At 33.3% G+C, this 26,088-nt stretch carries 20 protein-coding genes and 1 pseudogene; 3 read left to right on the top strand and 18 right to left on the bottom strand.

The genetic code is table 11. The features are described 5' to 3' along the window. Positions 1-471: 471 nt before the first annotated feature. The 18 genes and pseudogenes from E0F76_RS05430 to E0F76_RS05345 form a co-directional block, all read right to left on the bottom strand. Positions 472-1,290, bottom strand: coding sequence for a polysaccharide lyase family 7 protein (locus tag E0F76_RS05430; RefSeq protein WP_132002451.1), 819 nt, complete (start codon positions 1,288-1,290; stop codon positions 472-474). A gap of 529 nt (positions 1,291-1,819) precedes the next feature. After that, positions 1,820-3,050 (bottom strand): annotated as a pseudogene (locus tag E0F76_RS05425) (IS4 family transposase). Between the two features lie 130 nt (positions 3,051-3,180). Next, positions 3,181-4,107, bottom strand: a complete 927-nt coding sequence (locus tag E0F76_RS05420; RefSeq protein ID WP_132002448.1) for a hypothetical protein — start codon at positions 4,105-4,107, stop codon at positions 3,181-3,183. 99 nt (positions 4,108-4,206) lie between these two features. Next, on the bottom strand, positions 4,207-5,154 hold the full coding sequence (locus E0F76_RS05415) for an ankyrin repeat domain-containing protein (RefSeq protein ID WP_132002445.1): 948 nt from the start codon (positions 5,152-5,154) through the stop codon (positions 4,207-4,209). A gap of 110 nt (positions 5,155-5,264) precedes the next feature. Then, entirely contained in the window at positions 5,265-6,212 is a 948-nt protein-coding gene (locus E0F76_RS05410) for an ankyrin repeat domain-containing protein (RefSeq protein ID WP_132002442.1), read from the bottom strand. Between the two features lie 108 nt (positions 6,213-6,320). Then, complete coding sequence (locus tag E0F76_RS05405; protein ID WP_132002439.1) at positions 6,321-7,262, bottom strand: ankyrin repeat domain-containing protein; 942 nt, start codon at positions 7,260-7,262, stop codon at positions 6,321-6,323. 4 nt (positions 7,263-7,266) lie between these two features. Further along, positions 7,267-8,460, bottom strand: a complete 1,194-nt coding sequence (locus tag E0F76_RS05400) for an alpha/beta hydrolase family protein (protein ID WP_132002436.1) — start codon at positions 8,458-8,460, stop codon at positions 7,267-7,269. A 99-nt stretch (positions 8,461-8,559) separates the two neighbouring features. Beyond that, on the bottom strand, positions 8,560-9,510 hold the full coding sequence (locus E0F76_RS05395) for an ankyrin repeat domain-containing protein (RefSeq protein ID WP_132002433.1): 951 nt from the start codon (positions 9,508-9,510) through the stop codon (positions 8,560-8,562). A gap of 11 nt (positions 9,511-9,521) precedes the next feature. Further along, positions 9,522-10,706 (bottom strand): hypothetical protein, encoded by a 1,185-nt coding sequence (locus E0F76_RS05390; RefSeq protein ID WP_132002430.1) that lies wholly within the window; start codon positions 10,704-10,706, stop codon positions 9,522-9,524. 5 nt (positions 10,707-10,711) lie between these two features. Then, positions 10,712-11,116, bottom strand: a complete 405-nt coding sequence (locus E0F76_RS05385) for a T9SS type A sorting domain-containing protein (RefSeq protein ID WP_132002427.1) — start codon at positions 11,114-11,116, stop codon at positions 10,712-10,714. A gap of 315 nt (positions 11,117-11,431) precedes the next feature. After that, positions 11,432-11,863, bottom strand: coding sequence for a hypothetical protein (locus E0F76_RS05380; RefSeq protein WP_132002424.1), 432 nt, complete (start codon positions 11,861-11,863; stop codon positions 11,432-11,434). A 393-nt stretch (positions 11,864-12,256) separates the two neighbouring features. Then, a complete protein-coding gene (locus E0F76_RS05375) occupies positions 12,257-13,180 on the bottom strand; it encodes a hypothetical protein (RefSeq protein WP_132002421.1) in 924 nt (307 codons plus the stop codon). 100 nt (positions 13,181-13,280) lie between these two features. Beyond that, complete coding sequence (locus E0F76_RS05370) at positions 13,281-14,231, bottom strand: ankyrin repeat domain-containing protein (RefSeq protein WP_132002418.1); 951 nt, start codon at positions 14,229-14,231, stop codon at positions 13,281-13,283. 16 nt (positions 14,232-14,247) lie between these two features. Continuing rightward, positions 14,248-15,402: a hypothetical protein gene (locus E0F76_RS05365; RefSeq protein WP_132002415.1), complete on the bottom strand. Its 1,155-nt coding sequence runs from the start codon at positions 15,400-15,402 to the stop codon at positions 14,248-14,250. A 5-nt stretch (positions 15,403-15,407) separates the two neighbouring features. Further along, on the bottom strand, positions 15,408-16,967 hold the full coding sequence (locus E0F76_RS05360) for a T9SS type A sorting domain-containing protein (RefSeq protein WP_132002412.1): 1,560 nt from the start codon (positions 16,965-16,967) through the stop codon (positions 15,408-15,410). A 138-nt stretch (positions 16,968-17,105) separates the two neighbouring features. Beyond that, positions 17,106-18,395 carry a hypothetical protein gene (locus E0F76_RS05355; protein WP_132002409.1) on the bottom strand — a complete coding sequence of 430 codons (1,290 nt, stop codon included), beginning with the start codon at positions 18,393-18,395 and terminating at the stop codon, positions 17,106-17,108. 43 nt (positions 18,396-18,438) lie between these two features. Further along, the gene (locus E0F76_RS05350) at positions 18,439-19,974 is read right to left on the bottom strand and encodes a transglutaminase domain-containing protein (protein ID WP_132002406.1); all 1,536 of its coding nucleotides are present in this window, start codon (positions 19,972-19,974) and stop codon (positions 18,439-18,441) included. A 37-nt stretch (positions 19,975-20,011) separates the two neighbouring features. Then, a complete protein-coding gene (locus E0F76_RS05345) occupies positions 20,012-21,913 on the bottom strand; it encodes an O-antigen ligase family protein (protein WP_132002403.1) in 1,902 nt (633 codons plus the stop codon). A 639-nt stretch (positions 21,914-22,552) separates the two neighbouring features. Here E0F76_RS05345 and E0F76_RS05340 point away from each other — a divergent pair. Genes E0F76_RS05340 through E0F76_RS05330 form a run of 3 tightly spaced genes read left to right on the top strand, consistent with a single transcriptional unit; the run spans position 22,553 to position 26,038 of the window. After that, positions 22,553-23,434 carry a bile acid:sodium symporter family protein gene (locus tag E0F76_RS05340; protein ID WP_132002400.1) on the top strand — a complete coding sequence of 294 codons (882 nt, stop codon included), beginning with the start codon at positions 22,553-22,555 and terminating at the stop codon, positions 23,432-23,434. Beyond that, positions 23,425-23,733, top strand: coding sequence for a bile acid:sodium symporter family protein (locus tag E0F76_RS05335; protein ID WP_165932642.1), 309 nt, complete (start codon positions 23,425-23,427; stop codon positions 23,731-23,733). The genes E0F76_RS05340 and E0F76_RS05335 overlap by 10 nt, the downstream gene beginning before the upstream one ends. Before the next feature lie 19 nt (positions 23,734-23,752). Next, on the top strand, positions 23,753-26,038 hold the full coding sequence (locus E0F76_RS05330) for an alginate lyase family protein (protein WP_132002394.1): 2,286 nt from the start codon (positions 23,753-23,755) through the stop codon (positions 26,036-26,038). The last annotated feature ends 50 nt before the right edge of the window (positions 26,039-26,088 follow it).

The following is a 26,088-nucleotide window of genomic DNA, read 5'->3' as shown; positions in this document are numbered from 1 at the left end:
TAACGGTTAAGGCGGTCAATTTTAGAATCCTCAAATACGATTATTTTTTCTTCGAGTGTGGCTTTAAAGTTTACAGAATCACCCTCTTGTTCTGCCCATATTCCAGTTAGTGCTTGTCCTTCTTGTTAAGTTATAGCAAAAAAAACTACAACTTTTTAGGGTTGTAGTTTGTTTTTCAACTTTGTGGGTACGAGCAAGATGCTCGCACTAGCATTTGCGTCATTTCAGCTCGCGCCAGCTGGGGATTTTACGTATTTTACAGAATATAAACACATCAAATATTTGTTTATATGCAATATCCTTTTCGAGCTAATTTATAATTTAACACATCGTTGTAAACAACTTTATTGACTTTTTCAGAAAAATAAAAAAATCCCGCCAAATAAACTCAAATTAAAAAAACCGCCTCATGTTTGAGACGGCTTCTATATTTCGATGTATTAAAAATACATTTAAATTAATTCATGTTTTTTAATATACTCTGTCAAAATCAAATGCTTTCATAGATAGTTTTGGCGCAACGTCGCTACCTCCTGTATAAACTCCAGCTTTTACATAATATGTGCTCGAATAACTGTTCCAATTAACTGATGGTGTTATGTCTTTAGTTATAGTTGAACTAGTTGTAGTTATTGTGATTGTTGCATATCCAGCACTCATAAATCTAATTCTTAATGTATAATCCGTTCCCGAAGTATAATTAGGTCCAGTAACTGTCGAATATGTTCCTGAAGAAGAATTTGGATTGTTGGTTGTTGTTCTAATGTAAAACACACCACTTTTTACAAAAACTCTTGTTAAAGGGCGATTTACATCTGGATGCCTATTGTGAATCTGGGCAACGGTAACTCCGTCTGAAGGAATACTTTCCAATTTAGCAATATATTCCATGTCTTTATCAGCGGTTATAGGGGATTCTTCACCTTTTTTTTCCTTAATTTCTGTTCTGTTACCATATGCAGCAAAACATTTAAATACTCTGTAACCTGAAGAAGAAACGTCAAAAAAAGTTGTATTATCTGTTGTTGAAGGATTAAAGTAGGCTCTATCACTAATAGTGCCTCCATTTCCAGAACTAGTTTCTCCATCAAATTTACTAAAATCATACTGAGCCAATGCAGCTCTTGCTGTTATGGCAGTTCCTTTTGTTTTTTCTTGTACAATAAGACTTGTTTCATCTTGTACAATAGGACTTGTTTCATCTCCGCCAGGCGAACAACTATTAAAAATTGTTAAAAGTGCCACTGAAGCACATCCTAAAACTGTTTTAAATAAAATGTTTTTTTTCATTGGTAATGTTTAAAGGTTAATTTATTCGGTTAATAGATAACCAACTTATCGGGTCTAGAATGCGATTTGTTGGTTTACCAAATTGGTTGTTTAATTTGGTTTACCAAATATATACTTTATTTTTGAAAGAAATAAAATTATTACACATTTTTTTACTATTAACAAATAAAAAAAATAATTTACTGTATTTTTAACGTATTATCAATACATTGTATTTAAAATTAACAATTTTTAGAAATAATGATTTGAGAAATAAAGAAATCAACGAATAGATTAATGCATTAAAAATCAATAATTTATAATATTTTAATCCTAAATAACAAAAAGTATCATATGTTGCATGGCAAACGCATCATAATTTGATAAGATATGCGAGATAACCGTTAACCCAACCTCTTTCTACTTTTACCTTTGATACCAACCTTTGTTGTTTTGTTATTTTTTAATAAATTAACACAGCTATCCGAAACTTTTACCAAAAAAAACAATATCAGTTCCTGCACCTTGTAAACAGGATTTAATTATAAAATTATGCTGAAAATAAGTCAGAACTGAATTGTAATTTTGGTTCTGACCTTATTTTTTTGGCTCCATCTCCAACTTGATTGCATACATAATCTAAACTTAGATAATACACTAAACAGATTCTAATTTTCTCAACCAGATTAGAGAAAGACTTTGTCTTTTTAGATATTGTTCTGTTTATTAATTCAACCAATAAGTAACTGATCAATGCGATAAAAATTTGCGATTTAACTGCATTTTCACTTGTGCCTAGGAATGTTTTTATCTGTAGGTTTTGCTTCATCGCTTTGAAAAACAATTCTATATCCCATCTCTTTTTATACAAATCGGCTATTGTTCTAGCCGACCATTCTAAATTATTGGTTATTATTTCAATAACTTTATTTTCATCTTCCTTATAAACATGAACTAACCTTAGTTTGCACTCGTTAATACCTGTCTCTATGGCTTTATTACTATTTAAAACAATAATTTCGTCCTTAATGATATCTTGGTATTCTTTATCGGGCAAGTCCAATTCCTGGATGGATTCGTACAATGTATGTGTTTTAATTCGAGTAACAAAAACATTTTCAGCTTGAATCCGATGTAGCATCAATGTAAAATCAAAATAAGCCCTGTCTTCCACAACAATAGTGCCTTTTGAAAAAACCAACTGATCGATACCGTAGCGGTCATGTGTTTTTGCTTCAGTTATATTTACCAAATCTGGAATTTGCAAATTGTCATCCCAGCAGGTGTGTATTTTCAACCCTCCTTTTGCTGTCCGAAACTATGCCCAATCAAACATATTCAAGCACAGGCTGATAGTGGTACTGTCAATCAATTTTATGTTTTGGTCTTTAATCTCTTTGATAATATTTCACCCGGACTCGCTTTTTAGAACTCTTTCATAATGGGACAATAGCTTGTAATACAAAGACTCAAAAACTTTCCAATCTCGTTTTTTATTGCCATCACTCATAGTGGATCTTGCTGGATTTTGGGTCAATCCTAAATCTTCAATAAAAGTCTCGCTAACCCCAATTCCAGTGGAAATATCATTTAAAGTGTAACATTTATTTAGCTGTCCGTAAGTTAAAGCAACAAATTGGTCATAAGTCTTGTATTTACTACATCCTTTGTCTGATCTGTTTTTTTTTTGCACAAGATGTAATCATCCATCTAGGAACAAGCTCAATAATTTGTCGAATAACTGGTTTTTTGATATTTTTGTTTCGCCTGAAGAGTCCCATAAAGTATTATTTGTTTCGCAAAATCAAAAATACGGGATTCTCAGGCACTTTTTATTTTAGACTTTCGGATTGTAATGCTCCTTTATATATTGTAGAGATAATATATTTAAAAAAAATCATTTCTATTGTTTTAAAATAGCAAGCCATGTATACCTGTGCCTAAATTACAATCAATTAGCTTTTCTATAGCTTTTGATGCTTCAATAAGTAGAAGGTCAATTATTGTTTCTCCATCTCTAAGTTCGAATAGTTCAACGAAGCTAATAGCCAAAGATGTACCTGGGGGTAATGCTAAAGTGCCTACGTCAAAAGATACTCTTAATAGGTTTTCTGTCTTTGGTTCATCTAAATATGTAGCTACACTTAAACCAATTCCAAGAGCATCTCCTGTATTACCAAGATATTCGGATGTTTTGATATATGATTGTAAAGTTTCAGACAATTTACTTGGATCAAATAATTTACTCTCTTTCAAATAAACTATTAAATCAGTCTCAATTCCAAAATCGCTTAGAAATGATTCAAAGCTGTTGAAGATTTTATTTGTATCAAACGCATTTGATGTTTCTAATTCACTTAAAGAACCAAAACAAGGTGGTAATTCTTCACACTCACAGGTTTCATCATTTAATTTGTATCCAGTGTCACAGGTTGTTGTGCAAGATATTTTAACACATTCGCAATTTTCGAGTGTATACCCTGGCATACAATACGATATGCTGCAGTTATCAGTGGGATCATCAACGGTTTCTTCCGATTCATCACCACCAGGATTCCCGTTATTCTCGCCAATCGGTACATATTCATATTGCTCAGAAACATGATATGAATTAATAAGTACTTCGTCTAGATTACCACTGTCCGGGTAAAAATAATCACCATTGGAAAGCAGGAAATTACCGCCATCGGTTATACCTGCTATGTCAAGTCCGAACCATTCCGATAAGAAATCTTGCCAATTATCAGTATAATCATTGTCATTACTATCCCAACTCTCATTCGTATACCATTCCTCCTCATCCTCCCAACCTTCCTGGGCATAACTACTTTGTCCCAAAAACAGGCATAAGAACGTGATTCTATTTTTTTAAATAAAAACCTAAAAAAACACAGCAATGAAGCTATCTTTTTCAGGTCTTTACTATTGTTTGGAACTTTAATATTTACTCAAATATTCTGGGGTGTAATTAGGATTATTTCTAAAACGTTCTTCAATAGGTGTTTTCCAGTAATCCAAGCCTTGTGTTTTTAAATAAGCAACTAATCTCATTTTTTCTTGATACTTTTTACTATTTAACTCAAAAAACATTTCTCTAAGATTATATAATATTTCATAGTCTCCAGGATGAAATTTAGAAGTACTTGGAAACTTTAGCGTTCTAAAATCGACCTTTTGATCGAATATTAAATAATTAACAACTTCTATTTGCTTATAAGATAATGCAGCACTTAATGGAGTCTTAAATGCATAACCTAATTCGTCAATAAAATGTGGATTAGCCCCAGCTTCAACCAATAATTTTACATTCACGAGTTTTCCTCTTTTGCTTGCTTCAATTAAAGGTGTTCCTGATTGTGCTTTTTCCGAATATAAATTTACATTGGCTCCCTTTTTTATCATATACTTCAGGGTTTGCAAACTTTCAGGTAAATTAGTATATACAGAATTATTAATGTCAATAATAATGGCATTGCCACTTTTATCCATCAAGTTAGGATTAAGTCCTTTATCCAGAAGTTTGCGAATGGCAAACATATTGTTTGTTTCTAGGGCAAATTGCCCTATGGTCATTCCAAATTTGCCTTCTTGAAAATTGATATATTCTTTAGGTAGAGCATCAATGAGTTTTGCTATTTCTTCATTGTTTCTAAACCAGATAGCACCTGATAAGGTCTCAGCCAAATCATACAAAGGTGTGCCGTAGAATAGAGCAGGATTTTTGCCCCGTAAAATTTCGCCCCAAACTTCGTTTTCTCTTTCTTTAGAGTATTTAATTTCTGAAGCTTCTTTTACCCATTTATCTTTTTGAATTTTAGAAGTGTATAAAAAAGCTATAATAATTATTGGAATTAGTAATAGCAGACCAATATGTTTTCTTTTCATTTTTTATGGGTTTAATTACATCCTATTTTTGACCACATTACCTAAAATAAAAACCTAAAAAACACAGCAATGAAGCTATCTTTTTCAGGTCTTTACTATTGTTATTAAATTTAATATTTACTCAAATATTCTTGGGTAAAATTAGGATTGTTTTTGATATTATCTGGTACAGGTGTTTTCCAATAATCTAAGCCTTGTGTTTTTAAATATGCTACAAGTTTCATTTTTTCCTTATAATCCTGAGTATCTAAATCAAATCTTATCTTCCTAAGTCTATACAATATTTCATATTCCCCAGGATGGAATTTTGAAGTGCTTGGAAATTTCAAAGTTCTAAAATCCACTTTTTGATCAAAAATTAGATAATTAATAATTTTCATACGTCTATTAACTAATGAAGCGCTTAACGGAGATTCAAAAGGGCTAGCTGAAAATTTATCAATAAAATGTGGATTTGCACCTGCTTCAACTAATACTTTTACATTCTCAAAATTACTATTCGCTGCTTCAATCAATGGTGTACCCAATTGTGCTTTTTTTGAATACAAATTTACATTAGCTCCTTTTTTAATCATGTATTTAAGTGTTTCTAAACTCTCTGGTAAATTGCTTTCAAAAGGGCCATTGATATCAATTATAAGGGCACTACCGTCATTAGCTAATAAATTTGGATTTAAACCTCTGTCTAGTAACAGTCTTACAGCTTTAAGATTACCAACAAATAAAGCAAATTGACCAATAGTCTTTCCGTATTTATCATCCTGAAAATTAATATATTCTTTAGGGATTTCATCAATGAGTTTTTTTATTTTTTCGTCATTTTGTAAATGAGAAAAACTTGACAATGCCCCTGCCAAGTCATACAAAGGTGTTCCGTAATATAAGGCAGGATCATTACCCCGTAAAACTCCACCCCATATTTCATTTTCTCTTTTTTCAGAGTATTTAGTTTCTAAGGATTCATTGACCCAGTTGTCTTTTTGAATTTTAGAAGTGTATAAAAAAGCTATAATAATTATTGGAATTAGTAATAGCAGGCCAATATGTTTTTTTTTCATTTTAATGGTATTAATTACCAACTATTTTTAATCACTTTACCTAAAATAAAAACCCAAAAAATACAGCAATGAAGCTATCTTTTTCAGGTCTTTACTATTTTTTTTTAACTAATACTTACTCAGATATTCTTGAGTAAATTTAGGAATACTTCTGACTTTATCAGGAATAGGAGTTTTCCAGTAATCCAAGCCTTGCGTTTTTAAATATTTCACTAATTTCATTTTCTCTCTATACTCCTTACTATTTAAATCAAAAATCATCTCTCTAAGCTTATGTAATATCACATACTCTCCAGGGTGAAATTTAGAATCACTTGGATATTTTAGTGTTCTAAAATCAACTTTTTGATCAAAAATCAGATAATTTACAATATCAATATGAGCGTATGCTAATGCAACACTTAATGGAGATTCAAAAGGACTAGCTATTGAGTTATCAATAAAATTTGGATTTGCACCAGCGTCAACCAACACTTTTACATTTTCTAAATTACCACTATTTGAAGCTCTAATCAAAGGAGTACTTTTTAGAGTGTGTTTAGAAAATAAATTTACATTGGCTCCCTTTTGAATCATATTTTTCAGGATTAGTAATTTTTCAGATGGATTTTTATAAAAGTCGTTAATATCAATAATAATAGCATTCCCCATTTTATCTATCAAATTTGGATTTAAACCTTTATCTAGTAATAAATTTAATGCTTTAAGATTACTAACTGTTAAAGCAAATTGCCCTATTGTTTTATGAAATTTACCATCTTGTATATTAATATCTTTTCTAGGTATAGCAGCTATAAGCTCTTCAATTTTTTTATCAGACCGAAAACCAGTCATCTCTTTAGCTAAATCATAAAGGGGTGTACCATAGAATATTTCTGGAGAATGCCCATTTAACTGTTTTCCCCAAACTTCCTTTTCTCTTTCTTTGGAGTATTTAGTTTTCGGAGTTTCTTTAACCCATGTGTCTTTTTGAGTTTTAGAAATATACGAGAATAGAACAATACCTATTATTAGTAATAGTATTAGTAGAATTATTTTTTTTGCTTTCATAATATTAATCATTACAGTCTAAATTAGATATTACACTACTCATCAAATGTAATTGAACTGTGCTTATTAATCCTGCTATAGTTAGATTTGATAACGTTCCGTAAAGAGAATTAGTATCTTGTGGTAAGCCAATGTAATTTCTCGTTCCTCTTACAGGAGTATCCAATTTCGTATTAAGATAATCAACAGGTTCCCCTTGAACTATAAAAGCTGTTACCTTACTCGAGTAATTTAAATTTAAGTTTAAGTTAGGATCATTAACCGTAGCATCACTTAATCCTGCAGGATTGTATATTGTAGCTGGTAATCCCGTAGCCAGCGCATTAGCATTGGCTAATCCTCCACCTAAAGAATGCCCTGTAAATGACAAGGTATAACCATTATTAGCTGCCCAAGTTGCTAAAACATTTGCATTTGCTACTGATTGATAATATTGTGCACTTACATATCCTAGAGCTTGTTGACCATTATTTACCCAATCTTGAAGATCCAAAGGATTTGTGCCTTGTGTGGCATATATAAGTTCAATATTTCCATTCCCATGATCTACACTGTATAAAGCTGAACTAAAACCAGTATCAGGGTCAGACCATTTAAAATCAGGTGAATTAAATTCTGAAGGCAATCCAGCAGGTGACACAAGGTGCACGTTACCATAATCATTCAATTCTGTTTTACCTGCTTCTTGAATTCCGTTTAAGGTATTATATATATGATCAGCTACTTTAGCTTCATCACAAGGTTTTTTTACGCACTCACAATCAGAATTCAATATAAATCCAGTACCACAGGTTGTTGTGCAAGATACTTTAACACATTCGCAATTTTCGAGTGTATACCCTGGCATACAATACGATATGCTGCAGTTATCAGTGGGATCATCAACGGTTTCTTCCGATTCATCACCACCAGGATTCCCGTTATTCTCGCCAATCGGTACATATTCATATTGCTCAGAAACATGATATGAATTAACAAGTACTTCGTCTAGATTACCACTGTCCGGGTAAAAATAATCACCATTGGAAAGTTGGAAATTCCCGCCCTCTGTTATTCCTGCTATCTCAAGTCCGAACCATTCCGATAAGAAATCTTGCCAATTATCAGTATAATCATTGTCATTACTATCCCAACTCTCATTCGTATACCATTCCTCCTCATCCTCCCAACCTTCCTGAGCATAACTACTATGTCCCAAAAACAGGCATAAGAACGTGATTCTATTTTTTTAAATAAAAACCTAAAAAAACACAGCAATGAAGCTATCTTTTTCAGGTCTTTACTATTGTTATTAAATTTAATATTTACTCAAATATTCTTGGGTAAAATTAGGGTTATTTTTAATATTATCTGGTATGGGCGTTTTCCAGTAATCTAAACCTTGTGTTTTTAAATAAGCTACCAGTTTCATTTTTTCTTTATAATCCTTAGAATTTAAATCAGGAGCATGTTCTCTAAGAAGATGTAATATTTTATATTCTCCAGGATGAAACTTTGAGTCTAAGGGATATTTTAATGTTCTAAAATCGACCTTTTGATCAAATATTAGATAGTTGATAATTTCCATATCTCTATTTAACAATGCAGCACTTAAAGCGGATTCAAATGGGCTATTATCTGAGACATCAATAAAATGAGGATCTGCTCCAGCTGCAATCAATACCCTTACATTTTTAAAATTACTGTTAACTGCTCTTATGAGAGGAGTACGTACCAAAATTCTTTTGGAATATAAATTTACATTGGCACCTTTTTTTATCATAAATTTTAATGTCTCTAAACTCTCTGGTAAATGAGCATATGCAGGGCCGTTAATATCAATAATAATAGCATTACCGTTTTTATCCATTAAGTTGGGATTGAGTCCTCTGTCTAGTAGTTTTCGTATGGCAACCATATTATTGGTTAATAAAGCAAAGTGCCCAATGGTCATTCCATAATTCCCCTCTTGATAATTAATATACTCTTTAGGTATTTCGTCAATGAGTTTTGTTATTTTTTCCTCATTTCTAAAGTATATTAAGCCAGACATTGCATCGGCTACATCATACAAAGGTGTTCCATAAAACAAGGCAGGATTATTGCCCTGCAAAACTCCTCCCCAAACTTCTTCTATTCGTTCTTTTGAATATTTAATTTCAGGAGATTCCTCTGCCCAATTGTCTTTATCCATTTTAGATCTATACGAATATACTCCATAAAAGAGCAATACTAATAGTATTGAAAATCCAATATGTTTTTTTTTCATTTTTTATGGTTTTAATTACAGTCTATATCTGAGATTACATTACTCATACTATGTAAACTAATTGCAGCTATCCCAAAGAGCGCTGAACCTGTTCCTGCAGAAGTAACAGCTGCTGCAGATGATATTCCATACATAATCGCAGGGTAGGCAATCGATCCAATAGGGATTACGTTCCCTCTTATAGGTGTCTGTAAAAGTGTATTTATAAAATATATTGGCTCTCCCTGAACTACATAGGCTGTTACATTTCCAGAATTATAAAGGTGCAACCTTGGATCATTACTAATTGTTAAGTCATTTAATCCCGCAGGATTGTATATTGTAGCTGGCAATCCTGTAGCTAACGCATTGGCATTAGCCAAACCACCTCCTAATGAATGCCCTGTAAAAGACAAAGAGTAATTATTGCTTGCAGCCCAATTTTTTAATAACATTGCATTATCTACCGATAGTTGATATTGAGGCGAACTAAAACCGCCTGCTTGTTGAGCATCATTTATTATATCTTGAATTTCCGTTATACTTGTACCAGCTGTGGCATATACATATTCTATGTTTCCGTTACCATTATCTACCCTGTATAAAGCAGAATTAAATCCATTGGAATTTGTAAAATCAATGCCTGAAGGTAATTCCGATGGTGGTACAATCGTAACGTTACTAGGTAATTTACTAGGATCTTTTTGCAAACCATTTTCGGTATCATAAGATAGTTCAGCCAAATTAGCCTTAGCAAGTTTGTCACAAGGTGGAGGTATTTTAACACATTCGCAATTTTGGAGTGTATACCCTGGCATACAATACGATATGCTGCAGTTATCAGTGGGATCATCAACGGTTTCTTCCGATTCATCACCACCAGGATTCCCATTATTCTCGCCAATTGGCACATATTCATATTGTTCAGAAACATGATATGAATTAACAAGTACTTCGTCTAGATTACCACTGTCCGGGTAAAAATAATCCCCATTGGAAAGCAGGAAATTCCCGCCCTCTGTTATTCCTGCTATGTCAAGTCCGAACCATTCCGATAAGAAATCTTGCCAATTATCAGTATAATCATTGTCATTACTATCCCAACTCTCATTCACATACCAATCATCCTCATCCTCCCAACCTTCCTGCGCATAACTACTTTGTCCCAAAAACAGGCATAAGAACGTGAGTGCTAATATAAAATATTTTTTCTTCATGGCTCTTATTTTTTAATTAAAATGGTTTTTATTACCTGGTCGTTATAGTACAAGTTCAGGATATAGTTGCCTGCTGGCGCAGTAAAGGGAATTATTTGTTCTTGCGTTCCTGTGCCTGTGGTAGTGAGTTTTTGGGTGCTTACCAAGAATCCTGTAAAATCATAGATACTGATGCTAATATCGGTTTGGGCAGCGAGTTCAAAACTCAGTTTAAAACTAGTGCTGGTTACAGGATTAGGATAAACCACAAGTTGCGACACAATAGCTTGGGTGACTAGTTCTGGCTCTCCGGTTTCCTCAGGACTTATTTTTCGCTCCAGGATAAGATACATGGGTTTTTCGTTTTCGTGCTGTTTGATGTTATACAATTGCAAGTTGCCTACTATATACACATCGTCTTGATATTCCAAAACTTGCAATTTTGCTTGCTTGAATTTGTAGCTTTTTAGTACCGGTTCTACATAACGGTTGAGGCGGTCAATTTTAGAATCTTCAAATACGATCCTTTTTTCTTCGAGTGTGGCTTTAAAGTTTACAGAATCACCCTCTTGTTCGGCCCATATTCCAGTTAGTGCTTGTCCTTCTTGTTAAGTTATAGCACAAAAAAACTACAACTTTTTTAGGGCTGTAGTTTTTGACTTGTTTTGTCTGTTCAACTTTGTGTACAGACACAATTCTACGCTATCCGCAAGAGGAAAATTAATCACATTCCTGCACCATCTGGGTTAGTTCGGTAAGTTAGGATTATTCAACAAATAAAATGTTTGCCATTTATTATCATAAGATTTTTTCATTCTAATCTGTTGAAGATTAGTGCTTATTTCAATTAAATAACAGTAACGATCTGTTTTTATGTAATTTCCCGAAGAAGAATTACCAATTTTTGAATTATCAAATATACTAGAAGAATCATTGCAAGATATATTTGTAAAGTAATAATTACCACTCCCAAATTTTTTTTGATTAATATAGGTTGATAATTGATTTTGTCCAAAATATAACACTACTTTTCCTGTAGTACCTGCTTCATTGCTCCAATATTTATTTACAATATGCTGTTGGATATTTGTTTCTAAATAACTAGTTGTAGTTTGTGAACTCATAGTGGTGATATATAGAAATAGTATTCCTATAAAAATATTTTTTGTAAAATTCATAATTTATTTTTTTAAAGATTAAATAGAAAGATAATAATAATGATTATTGAAAATAGTATCATTCTACATTTATTTTTTTGTTTTTTTGTTAATTCGATTTTTTTTATCCATTCAAAATTTAATATTGTTGCGAAGATTGCTCCAAATATTAAAAAGAAAACAAAACCTATTAGCAAAGATATATTTGGATTTATGTCTAAATAGTAAGGATTGTTTTTTGTCAAAAGTCTATAAATAACAAAGAAAGTTATATAAATCCATAAGCATAATTGATAACCGAATCTAAGTGGTACTCTACGATCGGGTTCGTCTGTTCGTTTAAGCATTCGTTTGTAAATTCCTTTGTATATTGATGATAAAATATATTTAATAAATACCATATTAAAAAAAAGATTAATAAACCCAATTACGTATTCCAAGACCTAAATTACAATCTAAAGAGCGATCTATAGCATCAGAAGCGGCTTTAAGTAATAAATCTAGTTTAGAATTACCATCACCATCTTTGAAATAATCAATTGTGCTGAGGGCTAAGCTAGCAGCTGGGGATAATGCCATAGAAGCCGCATCTAAAACAGTTCTCAATAAATTTTGAGTACTAGGTTCATCTATATATTTTGAATAATCTAGTGCAACCTGTAAACCATCACCTACAACCCCCAAATCATCAGCAAATGTAACCAAGTCTGTTCCAGTAGCAATAGTTTTAGGGTCAAAGAGATTCATTTGTTTTATAGAATCCATTACATCCGCTGAAATGCCAAAATCACCTAACGTTGAATTGAGCTTGTTTAATATGGTGTTAGTATTAAATGAATTGGAAGTTTCAAAATCCTGAATTGTACCCCAACAAGGCGGTAACAATTCACACTCACAGGTATCTATGTTTAATTTATACCCACTCTCGCAGGTTTTTGTGCAAGATACTTTAACACATTCGCAATTTTGGAGTGTATACCCTGGCATACAATACGATATGCTGCAGTTATCAGTGGGGTCATCAACGGTTTCTTCCGATTCATCACCACCCGGATTCCCATTATTCTCGCCAATCGGCACATATTCATATTGTTCAGAGACATGATATGAATTGACATTTACTTCATCTAGATTACTACTGTCCGGGTAAAAATAATCACCATTGGAAAGCAGGAAATTCCCGCCATCGGTTATACCTGCTATGTCAAGTCCGAACCATTCCGACAGGAAATCTTGCCAATTATTAGTATAATCATTGTCATTACTATCCCAACTCTCATTCTCATACCATTCCTCCTCATTATCCCAACCTTCCTGAGAATAACTACTTTGTCCCACAAACAGGCAAAAGAACGTGATTCTATTTTTTTAAATAAAAACCTAAAAAACACAGCTCAATGAAGCTATCTTTTTCAGGTCTTTACTATTGTTTGGAACTTTAATATTTACTCAAATATTCTGGGGTGTAATTAGGATTATTTCTAAAACGTTCTTCAATAGGTGTTTTCCAGTAATCCAAGCCTTGTGTTTTTAAATAAGCAACTAATCTCATTTTTTCTTGATACTTTTTACTATTTAACTCAAAAAACATTTCTCTAAGATTATATAATATTTCATAGTCTCCAGGATGAAATTTTGAATCCATAGGATGTTTTAGTGCTCTAAAATCAACCTTTTGATTAAATATTAAATAGTTGACTATTTCTATTCTTTTGTATAGTAATGCAGCACTTAAAGGTGATTTAAACACATACCCAAATTCATTTATAAAATGTGGATTTGCTCCAGCTTCAACTAATATTTTTACATTTTCTAAATTGCTTTTTGCAGCTTCAATCAAAGGTGTTGTAAATTGTGCTTTTTTGGAATATAAATTTACATTGGCTCCTTTTTGGATCATATACTTCAATGTTTTTAAACTTTCTGGAGATTTGTAAGAATAAGCAGAACTATTAATTTCAATAATAATTGCCCCTTCCATTTTGTCCATTAAGTTAGGATTAAGTCCTCTGTCCAGAAGTTTGCGGATGGCACCAAAATTATATGTCCTCAAAGCAAAATGTCCTATCGTATGTCCAAACTTTCCTTCTTGATAGTTGATATACTCTTTTGGTATTTCGTTAATGAGTTTTATTATTTTTTCCTCATTTCTAAAATAAGGCAAACCTGACATAGCATTGGCTACTTCATACAAAGGTGTTCCGTAAAACAAACTAGGGTTGCCACCTCTTAATATTTTTCCCCAAACTTCGTTTTCTCTTTGTTCGGAGTATTTGGTTTCGGGAGATTCCCTCACCCATTTGTCTTTTTGCATTTTTGAATAATACAAAAATGCAAAAATGACCAGTCCTAATACTATAATTGATCCTATAATCTTTTTAGTTTTCATTTTTATTTTTTTATTGTTAATCAGCACAGTCTAAATTAGCGATTACACTTCCCATTGTATGTAGATAACCTGAATATACGACACCAGCCAATGTTGATGTATACCATACCGCAGCAGGAACTACTGCATTATTTCCTATTTCATGTCTAGTTCCTCTTGCAGGGGTAGACAAAAGGGTATTTGCAATATCAACTATTTCTCCTGTATTTACATAATAATTTACACCATCTTCATAAGATAAATTTAATCCTAAACGTGAAATGGTGTTGTCATGCAGCCCCGCTGGGTTGAATACTGTAGCAGGATATCCTGTAGCCAGTGCATTTGCATTTGCAAGCCCACCACCGAGTGAGTGTCCTGTAAATGATATTTTTGGTGTTCCTTGAGTGCTTGCCCATTGCTGAATTTTTATGGCATTATCGACAGATAAATCATACTGTGCTGCAATATTACCTGTTGCTTGTTGTCCATTATTTAACCAATCTTGTAACTCTAATGTACTTCCTTCAGTCGCATATACATATTCTACATCTCCATTGCCATTATCTACCCTGTATAAGGTAGAATTAAAACCAATAATGGTGTTAGTAAATGTAACGCCTGGTATAGTAACTGGATTAATAATCGTCACGTTATCAGGTAATTTACTATAGTCATTTGGTATGCCATCATGGGAATCATAAACAAGATCAGCCAAATTAGCCTTAACGAGTTTATCACAAGGTGGAGGTATTTTAACACATTCGCAATTTTGGAGTGTATACCCTGGCATACAATACGATATGCTGCAGTTATCAGTGGGATCATCAACAGGTTCTTCCGATTCATCACCACCAGGATTCCCATTATTCTCGCCAATTGGCACATATTCATATTGTTCAGAAACATGATATGAATTAACAAGTACTTCGTCTAGATTACCACTGTCCGGGTAAAAATAATCACCATTGGAAAGCTGGAAATTCCCGCCATCGGTTATACCCGCTATCTCAAGTCCAAACCATTCCGATAAGAAATCTTGCCAATTATCAGTATAATCATTGTCATTACTATCCCAACTCTCATTCGTATACCATTCCTCCTCATCCTCCCAACCTTCCTGGGCATAACTACTTTGTCCCAAAAACAGGCATAAGAACGTGAGTGCTAATATAAAATATTTTTTCTTCATGTCTATTATTTTTTAATTAAAATGGTTTTTATTACCTGGTCGTTATAGTACAAGTTCAGGATATAGTTGCCTGCTGGCGCAGTAAATGGTATTACTTGTTCTTGCGTTCCTGTGCCTGTGGTAGTGAGTTTTTGGGTGCCTACCAAGAATCCTGTAAAATCGTAGATACTGATGCTAATATCGGTTTGGGCAGCGAGTTCAAAACTCAGTTTAAAACTGGTGCTGGTTATAGGATTAGGGTAAACCACAAGTTGCGACACAATAGCTTGGGAGACTAGTTCTGGCTCTCCGGTTTCCTCAGGACTTATTTTTCGCTCCAGGATAAGATACATGGGTTTTTCGTTTTCGTGCTGTTTGATGTTATACAATTGCAAGTTGCCTACTATATACACATCGTCTTGATATTCCAAAACTTGCAATTTTGCTTGCTTGAATTTATAGGTTTTTAGTACAGGTTCTACATAACGGTTGAGGCGATCAATTTTAGAATCTTCAAATACGATCCTTTTTTCTTCGAGTGTGGCTTTAAAGTTTACAGAATCACCCTCTTGTTCGGCCCATATTCCAGTTAGTGCTTGTCCTTCTTGATCCAGGGTTACTTCAATAGGGGTTTTGCTTAAAATGTTTTGCCCACTCCAGTCATAGCGCATGAGGTGTCCAGTGTAAAGTCCACTAATATCGTCTTTAGTGATTTTGTGTTTTACCTTTTTGATTTTTTTTGGAATTTCGATAGGGGCATTTTCCACCTCTTCGGCTATTGGAGCCGATATGGTTTTAATTTGATTTGGTGTGGCATTTTCGGCTAGCGGTTGTGCCAGTTCTACATCGGCTCTCTTAAAACCTAAAGCTGCTGCTTTATTGAACCAAAACTTGGCTTTTTCTTCATCTACCGTTACTCCATAGCCATTGCGATAGCAATAGCCCACCATATATATACCTATAGCACTGCCTTTATCCGCTGCCTGCTGGAAGAAAGCAAGTGCTTTGTCATAATCCTGGGTAGTACCAAAACCCTTATAATGCAAATAGCCTTGGCCATAGATGCATTGTGCACTGCCTAAATCTGCTCCTTGTTTAAAAATAGTCATTGCCAAGGGATAGTCTTGAGTGGTACCTAGACCACTTTTTACCATTTCGCCCCAGCGTCCCCATGCTTCCACATACCCTGCCTTTGCCGCTTTTTCAAAATAGGCTACTGCTTTAGGTAAATCTTTGGGTATGCTTACCCCTTTTCTGTATAATATTGCGAGATTGTAATAGGCTTTGGCATAGCCATTTTGAGCTGCTTTTTCGAACCATTCAATCGCTAGGTTATCGTTGACCGATACACCTATCCCTTGGATGTAAATTTGCGCTAATCCATTCATGGCTTCGGCATTTCCTAAGGATGCTTGTTGCTGAAAGGTGAGGAGTGCCGCCTCTGGATTGTAGGTACTAGTCCCTTCTAGGAGCTGTAGTCTAGCGAGTTTCAACACGTTTCGTGGGTTGGTTCCTGTTTGCGAAAAACAGTGCATGCTGCCCAATAGTAGCAGTAAGAAAACTCTTGTTTTAATTGTTTTTTTCATTGGTTTGTATTTAAAGTGTAATTAATTATTTTTTTTCTGACTTCTGACTTCCGTCTGAAATGGGTTAATTAGTTGTTTGTTTAATCGGTTAAAGGGTGTCTTCCAACTTCTGACTTCCCACTTTGGGGGCTTAGTGGACTACCACTTTAATTGATTTTTGGCAACTTTTGTATATTTTTCACTTCTTTTGATGGCATCAAGCTGTTTTAAGAGCTCCGGTTTTTTGAGTTCTACATCCCGCTTTTTAAACATGTTTATTGGATTATTGTTCATTTTTAGCCGGTCGCTGGCAACTAAAAAGTTTAAATTATATTTAGCAAATTCTTGAAGCTGGCTGTTTTTGTCATAGCCATTGGTAAGTCCTTGTTGCTCTAGTTCTTTCCAGTTTTCTTGGGCAATTTGTATTGCATTTTTTTTATTTTTATTAGTCAGTAGTATAGCTAGTTGTTTGGGATCCAAGATGGTAACGATAGCCTTATTCTCATACAAAGTGTAGGTAGCTGTTTTTTTTAGCAATTGATTTTCTTCTTTGTCTTTATATTTCATTAACTCCAGTTCCCTGTATCTTGATAATAAAGAATCAATTTGAGTTGGATTTAGATTTAACTCTTTTTCGTATTGAATAGCTATTGAAAAAAGATTTAATTTATAAATGAAATTTGACAGGATATTGTATCGTGTTAGTACAGGAGGTTGTTTTTCGAGAACGATCAAGTTTTTTATTTCGGTACTTTGTTTAGTGTCAAATTTTTTGGAGTGAGAATCCAGGAAACTATTTTTTTCTAAATTATAAGCATATAGTTGGCTATAAACCCTGCTGCTATCCTTTGTAGGAACTAATTTTAATTTTTGGATGTTTTTCCAGTCGTTGTCCGTTTCCTTTTTTGATTCATCAGCATAGGCCAAATTCATCAAGGAGGCATATTGCTTCTTGCTTAGAATGGAGTCTAGTTTGCGGTTGCAAAATTGATGTTTTTGGAGATAATCGGTTATTTTAAGAGAATCTAAAAGTTTCTCTTGTTTTCGTATTTCCAATGTTTGTTGTGGTTCTAAATGTAATATTGTGGAAGATTTTAGAGCCAATAAAAATCTGTTTTTCTTGTCTAGTTCATATAAATAAGTATCGAGTTCTTCTGGTTTTAGAATGCCGATCAAGAATTTTTTTCCGGGCGGATAGTATTTCTTTATTTTAGAAACGGATTCTCCATTAGCCAAGCTAACATTGGCCAAACTGTCACTTGTATATAATTTTTTTCCGATTTTCAGTTGATTTTCTTCACTCAGCTCTATTTTTGAAGCTACATCATATATTTTAATGATAATATGAGCAGGAAAACTCTTTATTACTTTTGTGCTTAGTTGTGCTTGATTTACCATAGGGAAGCTGAGGCAAAACAAAAACAGGATTTTAATCATTTTTGGTTTCATAGTTCATAGTTTAAGGTTTATAGTTTTTTATTATTTATGGTGTTTAATACCAGGTTCGCTCTCCTTGTTCACTTACAATAAACGGGCGTTCCAATCCTTTAGAATCACTGGCTATTAATAAAAGCAAAGCGTTTTTAGGCACTTTGTGAAATAATAAAGATTCGGTAGTTTCAGTAGCTGTTATAGTATCGATAAGTTGCCATTTATCATTCCAATACAATAGTTTGTAAATTACATTGGGTTTTAAAATCAAATAATTGGCTACAGAGCTAATGGTTAAGTCCTGCAGTTGATTTAAATCAGGGGTTAAAATTCTTGTTTCTGTATCGCCAACAAGAATTGGCGCACTGGCGGGGATCATTTTGCCATTACTGTAATATTGTGGAAGCACAACTGTTCCTTGACAAATCTGGTTAAATTGGGCTTCATTTTTTAGTACTTTCGCCCACCAAAAAGGTTGCCATTTCAAACCACTAAAAGTGCATGCATACACCGTTTTAAGAGGTTTTGGATTAAGATATAGCGAACATTTTACATTCCTGGTATTCCAATATTCTTGGGTTACATCAATGTAGTTTTGTTCTCTCAAATAACCTTTAGGGATGTTGTTTTGTTCTTCAAAACTAGCAAGGGTTTGGTTTTGTTTAGAGTAGGTTAGCCTTAAGACTTTGGCAGGCTCTCTTCTTAATTTTTCGTTGTACTCTTTTGTACCATAGTCAAAATGAATCGCTTTGTTATTAGAATCAAAAAAAGTATTCATTGCATGACCACCTCTAGTTGTCCCCCAGTAGGGAACAAAATCTGCCGTAGCAGGTATTCCTATGGAACGCATTGTAAAAACACCTAAATCAGCCAAGTCTTCACAAGGGCCTTGTTTGCGTAACAAGAGTTGCATACTGCCTAATCGCGGTAATGGTTCCTTACGCCCTCCAGAGTTCCAAGTATTGGTAAACCACGAGTTGGCTTCATCAGACACATAAGGAAGGCTGGCTTCCAATCCAATAGTTTCTATTTTATCGCTTATCCAACTAAATTTGGAATTATAAGTTGTTCTCCAATCTTGAATTGGTTCAACACTAATTCGATAGGGTAAAATGTATTCGCAAAAATCATCAAAAGAAATATTTTTGACTGCGGATACTCTCCAAGATTTAAAGGCATTATCAAGATTATTTATCAAATAATCCCCTTTGATGGTTTCTAAATCGGAGTAGGTTATTGCTTTAGGATGAAGGTTTGGATTTTGCAATTTTACAGCTTCAAAAGCTTTGGCTGCTTCATCAAAATTGGGATAATCGAGTTCATTGTAAACTATCCTGTTACCCGCTTCGTTTTCCCAATAATAATCGGAACTGGAATGAATATCCATATTGGCAATCAAAAAATAGATAGCCTTTAGTTTTTGAGGATCATCTGAATTTTTACAATACAAAATTGCTTTTTCTAATTCAGCACGATTGCTTCCTGCTTTTTTTAAGTTTTGTTCAACAGCAGCTGGATGTTGAGCATACATTCCTAAAGAGAACACTACACAGAATAGGATTGATCTTAATGAGAAAGTATTTGATTTTTGTTTCATAATGTAATAATAAAAAGGTGTTTTTTTATGGAGAAGGCTATTTACTTGACTGTATGCTTAAAAAAGCTATTGTTTTTTTTGCTTTTTCTTTGTAGTACAGCACTTTATCGGAAGCTATTTTGGGTTTGAGGGCAAGGATTCCTTGGGCGATTTTCAAAGCATTGACAGTGTCTTTGTTTTGTAAATAAGCATTCATTAATCTAAAACGAAAAGCAAATTTAGAAGGCTTTAAATTTACCAATTGTTCGTATTGAACTATTGCAGCTGGATATTGATTTAGTTTTTCATAACAATTTCCTAAACCTAAATACAATACTGGGGAAGTATCTAATTCTTTACCTTTATTCAGACAGCGAATTGCTTCTGTATAGTTGTGTGTTAGGTAATACAAATTCCCATAATTTTCCCAATAGTCGCTATTTTTATTTAAATGCGGCTCTAGTGCCGTCATAATGCCTAAGGCTTGTTCATATTGTCTTTCTTTTTTTAGCAAAGAAGCTTTTTTGTTTAAACTATCTGCTTTAGCGATTCCAAAAAGGGTGTATATCAAACAAACACTAATGGCTATTGTAAAAAACTTTGACAGTATTGAAAGTATTTTATTTGTTTCAAGGAATATAAGCTTCGCTGGAATTCTTAGGGGTTTTATAGTACTGCAAACAATAGCCGCATACACGATAAGCATACACATTACAGGTACGTTTTGAATAGAAAAGTTGAACATTGACATCGCAAGAAAAGTAATAACGCCAGCATAACTCAAATTGTAACAGGTTTTTTTTGACTGGATGGAAGTGTCAGTACATAGTGAATTGTCCCATTCATTCCCGACATCTATTTTGCTGTCATAATGACTACAAAGTAGGAAGCCAAAAAAGAGTAGCATAAGAACAAGCCCAATGATTCCGCCTTCGACAGCGTTTTGAATTAATTCATTATGAGCCGTAATGACATAACCTGCGTTCTCCATTTCTCCAATTGTGGCTTTGCCTTTCTGGATGTAATTCGCTTGAAATAGGTTGTATTCTTTTGAATAAAAACCATATCCATATCCAGTAATTGGTTTTTGAGAAAGCATTTCAGTAGATAGTTTCCAAATAAATTTTCTGCCATCCGAAGAGGCTTTTTTGGAATTATATAAATGAATTGACACAGGGATTACAATTAGTAAGCACAAAATAAATAGGGCTTTGGCGGCAACTTTATTTTTCTTGTTTTTTAACCAACTAATAAAGTTGTGTTCTAATCCATAAAACACAATTAGACATATCGTAGCTCCTATATAAGCAGCGCGACATTTGAGAAGGAATAAAGCAATTAGTATTGTAATGAAGCCTATAAAAAATAGTTTTTTATACTTACCCTGAAATAGAAATAAGAAAACAGGTATTGTAAGAGCCAGGAACATGGCAGTCGTATTTGGATTAATACAACTCCCTGTAACATCAAATAATTCGTTTTGACTTTTAAACCAACCAAAATATTGCGTAATGCAGTAAATAGACTCTAAGAAAGCAATCCCTCCTATGCTACCGAAAAATAGCTTAAAATTAAAGGTCGGCGTACTAAAAAGTGTAGTTGCTTTAAGAATTAAAAAATAAAGTGCAACACTGTAAATGGTAAAAACAAGTGTTCCAGTGTTGGTAAAATAATGCCATAGAATATATAAACACCAAATACCAAATGAAAACAGGGGAGCTTTAATCGTAACTACACTCTTCTTGGTTAAATATAAAGAAGTAGAGACAATCACAAAAAACAACACACTTATACAGAACCCATAATAAGCAGTGGCAGTGGGATTGTAAAAATACTCGGTATTGATAAGCCCCGCTACAATAACAATTAAAAGAGCAATCACATGAATATATTCCGATACTACATTGGCATAACCTGCTTTTTTTTGCTGGGGAATGATGGCTTTATTTATTGTAGTCAATTCTGTGAACTTAAGAAAAACTGCGTCAATTTTTTTTGTTCAAGTAAAATTCTTTTCATAAGTTTTTTAATTTATTGAAATAGTTTTATAAATAATTAGAGAAACATAAAATTGTTTTTTTATTTTGGATAACCAGATTGGTTCTCCAAATATATTGTTATTTTCTTAATAAAAAAATAATTGTCATTTTTTTTAATGAGATTATTCTTTAAAAGAATATTGATTTGAGAATTGTTCAAATTTAGAATGTAATACAAAAATGGGCATACAAAATTGGTGGCAAAATTGTCCAATCGGTTTTAACTTGTCATATTCCGACAAAACTCCAGTGGTTCCAATTTATATGTGCATCTCTTTTAACAACGTTTTTGATGGAGATGGTTGCCCCTTTTGGATATGCAAATAATTCACCTGCCATTTTAAGAAAATTTTTTTTTTTAAATAAATAACACTACATTTGGTTATCCAATTTGGTAAACCAAATTGAAGAATCAAATGTGATTCCAAAAAAAAACAAACTGAAATAAACACTACTCCCTATGAAAAAATTAATTACAGGAATTATTGCTCTTTCAACCATTATAACAATACTAGTTATTATATCTGGAAATATGGAAAAAGCTGGAATACCAATGCTGGTTGGCTTTTACAGCTATAGCCATTTATGGCTATGTAGATCCTCGTTTTAAAAAATCATCATTCACTTTTTGGGTATTTACTTTTTTAATTGCAGCAATGTATTTCCCCTTTTTGTTTATAAACTGGGGGTTTAATACCGGAATCCTCGTGATACCAATGCTTCAAATTATAATGTTTGGAATGGGAACCAAATTAAGCTTAAGCGATTTTAAAACTGAATTGGCCAAACCTAAAGGAATTATTGCAGGAAGCATAATGGTCTTTGGTATTATGCCTCTTTTAGGTGTCCTTGTCGTGAAATTATTTAATTTTCCACCAGAAATTGCAGTAGGATTTATACTTATTGGCTGCTGTCCGGGAGGAGCATCTTCCAACGTTATGGTTTACTTGGCTAAAGGAAATGTAGCTTTATCTGTATGTGTAACAACTATTACTACATTAATTACGCCAATAGTTACTCCATTATTAATGAAAATATTTGCCAATGAAATGGTTGAGATATCCTTTTTAAAAATGATGTTTTCTAGTTTTAATTTAATTATTGTTCCTATTGTGGCAGGTTTGATCTGTAATAGAATACTTTATGAAAAAGCTGCATGGTTAGATAAAGATAGAAACATTCTTATAATAGCACTTTTTGTAACTATTGCCGTATTCTTAATAATCCCAGCTGCTTTTCCAACTTCTTTAACTGTATTGAAACCCGGATTGATACTTGGGCTTGCTCTTGCAGCAATTGTTTCATTTACTAAAGTCATTGTGAAATTTTTTAAAGGACCGAAAAATTGGATGGATCAAATATTACCATCTTTATCGATGCTTTCATTATTACTCTTTGTTACCATAGTAGTGGCCTTAATAGAGATAAATTATTGGTTGTAGGACTAATGCTTGTAGCGGCGGCTGCAATACACAATATTTTAGGTTATGTTTTAGGTTATTGGGGAAGTAGAATGGTTGGCTTATCAAAACAAGACAGTAGAACTTTATCCATAGAAGTGGCATTAAAAAATGGAGGGTTGGGTATGGGGTTGGCTCTTGAATCACTCGGAAGTGCCAATGCAGCTTTAGCTCCTATTGTATTTGGAAAATGGATGAATATATCGGGATCCGCACTAGCTAATTATTGGCGTGACAAACCCACTGATGATTATAAATTGATAACAAAAACCAAAATCTAATTTAAAAAACTATTTTATTATGAAGATTTATAAGAATTATAAGCTGTCTATTACCCTATTTTCCATAATGTTCTTAACTACTTTTACTGGTATCTCCCAGGAAAATAAACAGCTACATCCCAATTTAATAACAACTGCCAAGAGCATAGAATTAATTAAAAAAAAATTAGGAAAATATCCCCTATTAGATAATTCTATTAAAGAAATGAAGGATTTAGTAGATCCTGAACTTAATAAAGAGATTGATTTCCCCATTCCTGTAGATCCTGCCGGAGGCTATACTCATGAAAAGCATAAAGAGAATTATCTCATGATGTATCGTGCCGCGATGTTGTATCAGGTACTTGGAGACAAAAAATATTCCGATTACGTAATAAAAATGTTTAAGGGATACGTCGCGTTGTTTCCAACGCTTGGATTGCATCCAGATGGAAAATCATATTCTCCAGGAAAATTATTTTGGCAAGCCCTAAATGATGCCGCATTTTTGGTAAATGTAGCCCAAGCATACGACTGTGTATATTACGAATTTACTCCAGAAGACAGAAAAGCTGTTGAAACGAAATTATTAAAACCTTTAGCAGACTTTTTATCAGTTGGATCACCAAAGATGTTCAATAGAGTCCATAATCATGGAATTTGGTTAAATGCAGCCGTAGGTATGGCAGGTTATGTTTTAAATGACAAAGAGTTAATAAAAAGAGCCTTGTTTGGAGCTGAAATTGACAGAACTTTAGAAACTTTTAAAACAGTAGATTATAATGACCCCGCCTTAAAAGGATTTGACCCAGATAGACCAGCTGGATATTTTATGCAGCTTGACAACTTATTCTCGCCTGATGGCTTCTATATTGAAGGCCCTTACTATCAGCGTTTTTCAATTTGGCCATTTATATTATTAGCGCAAACAATTGAAAACAATAATCCAGATATAAAAATTTTCAAATACCGTGATTCAATTTTGAAGAAAGCTTTGTATACCGCTTTACAGTTATCTAATACAAACGGTGATTTCTTTCCTTTTAATGATGCATTAAAAGGGATGTCATTTGCTTCTCCAGAATTAACATTGGCATTAGATGTTGTATATAAAAACTATGGAAAAGATGCAGAGTTATTAGATGTTGCCGCAAAACAAGATAGAGTCGTTTTTAGTGAAGGAGGATTTGAAGTTGCAAAGGATGTTGCCGAAAATAAAGCAAAAGCATTTATTTGGAAGTCTGCCAATTTTGGAGATGGTGCCGATGGTAAAAATGGAGGTGTGGGTATTTTAAGATATGGTCCTTCTTCTGATCAATTATGTCAAATCATGCGATATACTTCACACGGTCTTGCACATGGCCATTTTGACAAACTTAACCAGTTATTGTACGACAATGGAAATGAGATTTTACAAGATTATGGCGCAGCAAGATGGGTAGCAGTCATTCAAAAAATAGGGGGTAGATATTTACCCGAAAATACGACATGGGCTAAACAAACTATAGCACATAATACACTTGTCGTGGATGAAAAATCCCATTTTAATGGAGATATAAATGAGTCTTCCGAGCACAATTCTGAATTGTATTTTTATGATGCATCTAATGAATCATATCAGATTATCAGTGCCAAAGAAAACAATGCGTATCCAGGAATTCAAATGCACCGAACATTTGTAATGATTACGGATAGTCGATTAGAAAAACCATTTGTATTAGATATTTTCAACGTGGTATCCGAATCAAAACATCAATTGGATCTTCCATTTCATTATTTAGGTGAAATAATGGATGTTCCTTTTGACCATGAGGTGATGACAAAAGATTTAAAACCTTTAGGAGAAGCCAATGGGTATCAACATCTATGGTTATTGAGTAAAGGAAAAACAAAAGAGCCTCAAGCAAAATTTACTTGGTTAAACAGCGGAAGGTTTTACACCATTACAACAGTTGCAGATGAAAACACAGAATTGTTACTGTGCCGATTGGGAGCTAACGATCCTGAATTCAATTTGCGACCTGACCCTTCCTTTATCATCAGACAAAAAGAAGCTAAAAATCACACTTTTGTATCCATAGTGGAACCACATGGTTCAAAAAGTCTTACGAGAGAAATCGTAACAAATTCAGAAGGAGGAATTAAAAAATTAGCCATTGTATATCAGGATTCTGACTACATCGCAATTGATGTAATAGTTCAGGATAAAAAATTGAGAGTTATTCTTTCTTTAAATAATAATGACACTAAAAAATCACATTCCTTAAAGATTGATGGCAAAATGCAAAAATGGATGGGTCCCTATATGCAACTATTTGACAAATAGAATTACTTTAAAAATAATAGAGATAAAATATTTTTTTCATAAACTACTAA

Origin of the sequence: Flavobacterium cellulosilyticum, from assembly GCF_004349355.1 — a bacterium.
Classification (GTDB): domain Bacteria; phylum Bacteroidota; class Bacteroidia; order Flavobacteriales; family Flavobacteriaceae; genus Flavobacterium; species Flavobacterium cellulosilyticum.
The sequence above is the reverse complement of the archived record's forward strand: the minus strand, read 5'-3'. Positions and strand labels throughout refer to the sequence as shown.

Bases quoted from the DNA above. Each gene is read 5' to 3' on its own strand.
- E0F76_RS05405 (WP_132002439.1), bottom strand. From the start codon at position 7,262: ATGAAAGCAAAAAAAATAATTCTACTAATACTATTACTAATAATAGGT.
- E0F76_RS05380 (WP_132002424.1), bottom strand. From the start codon at position 11,863: ATGAATTTTACAAAAAATATTTTTATAGGAATACTATTTCTATATATC.
- E0F76_RS05370 (WP_132002418.1), bottom strand. From the start codon at position 14,231: ATGAAAACTAAAAAGATTATAGGATCAATTATAGTATTAGGACTGGTC.
- E0F76_RS05410 (WP_132002442.1), bottom strand. From the start codon at position 6,212: ATGAAAAAAAAACATATTGGCCTGCTATTACTAATTCCAATAATTATT.
- E0F76_RS05415 (WP_132002445.1), bottom strand. From the start codon at position 5,154: ATGAAAAGAAAACATATTGGTCTGCTATTACTAATTCCAATAATTATT.
- E0F76_RS05330 (WP_132002394.1), top strand. From the start codon at position 23,753: ATGAAGATTTATAAGAATTATAAGCTGTCTATTACCCTATTTTCCATA.
- E0F76_RS05390 (WP_132002430.1), bottom strand. From the start codon at position 10,706: ATGAAGAAAAAATATTTTATATTAGCACTCACGTTCTTATGCCTGTTT.
- E0F76_RS05355 (WP_132002409.1), bottom strand. From the start codon at position 18,395: ATGAAACCAAAAATGATTAAAATCCTGTTTTTGTTTTGCCTCAGCTTC.
- E0F76_RS05360 (WP_132002412.1), bottom strand. From the start codon at position 16,967: ATGAAAAAAACAATTAAAACAAGAGTTTTCTTACTGCTACTATTGGGC.
- E0F76_RS05430 (WP_132002451.1), bottom strand. From the start codon at position 1,290: ATGAAAAAAAACATTTTATTTAAAACAGTTTTAGGATGTGCTTCAGTG.
- E0F76_RS05395 (WP_132002433.1), bottom strand. From the start codon at position 9,510: ATGAAAAAAAAACATATTGGATTTTCAATACTATTAGTATTGCTCTTT.
- E0F76_RS05350 (WP_132002406.1), bottom strand. From the start codon at position 19,974: ATGAAACAAAAATCAAATACTTTCTCATTAAGATCAATCCTATTCTGT.
- E0F76_RS05365 (WP_132002415.1), bottom strand. From the start codon at position 15,402: ATGAAGAAAAAATATTTTATATTAGCACTCACGTTCTTATGCCTGTTT.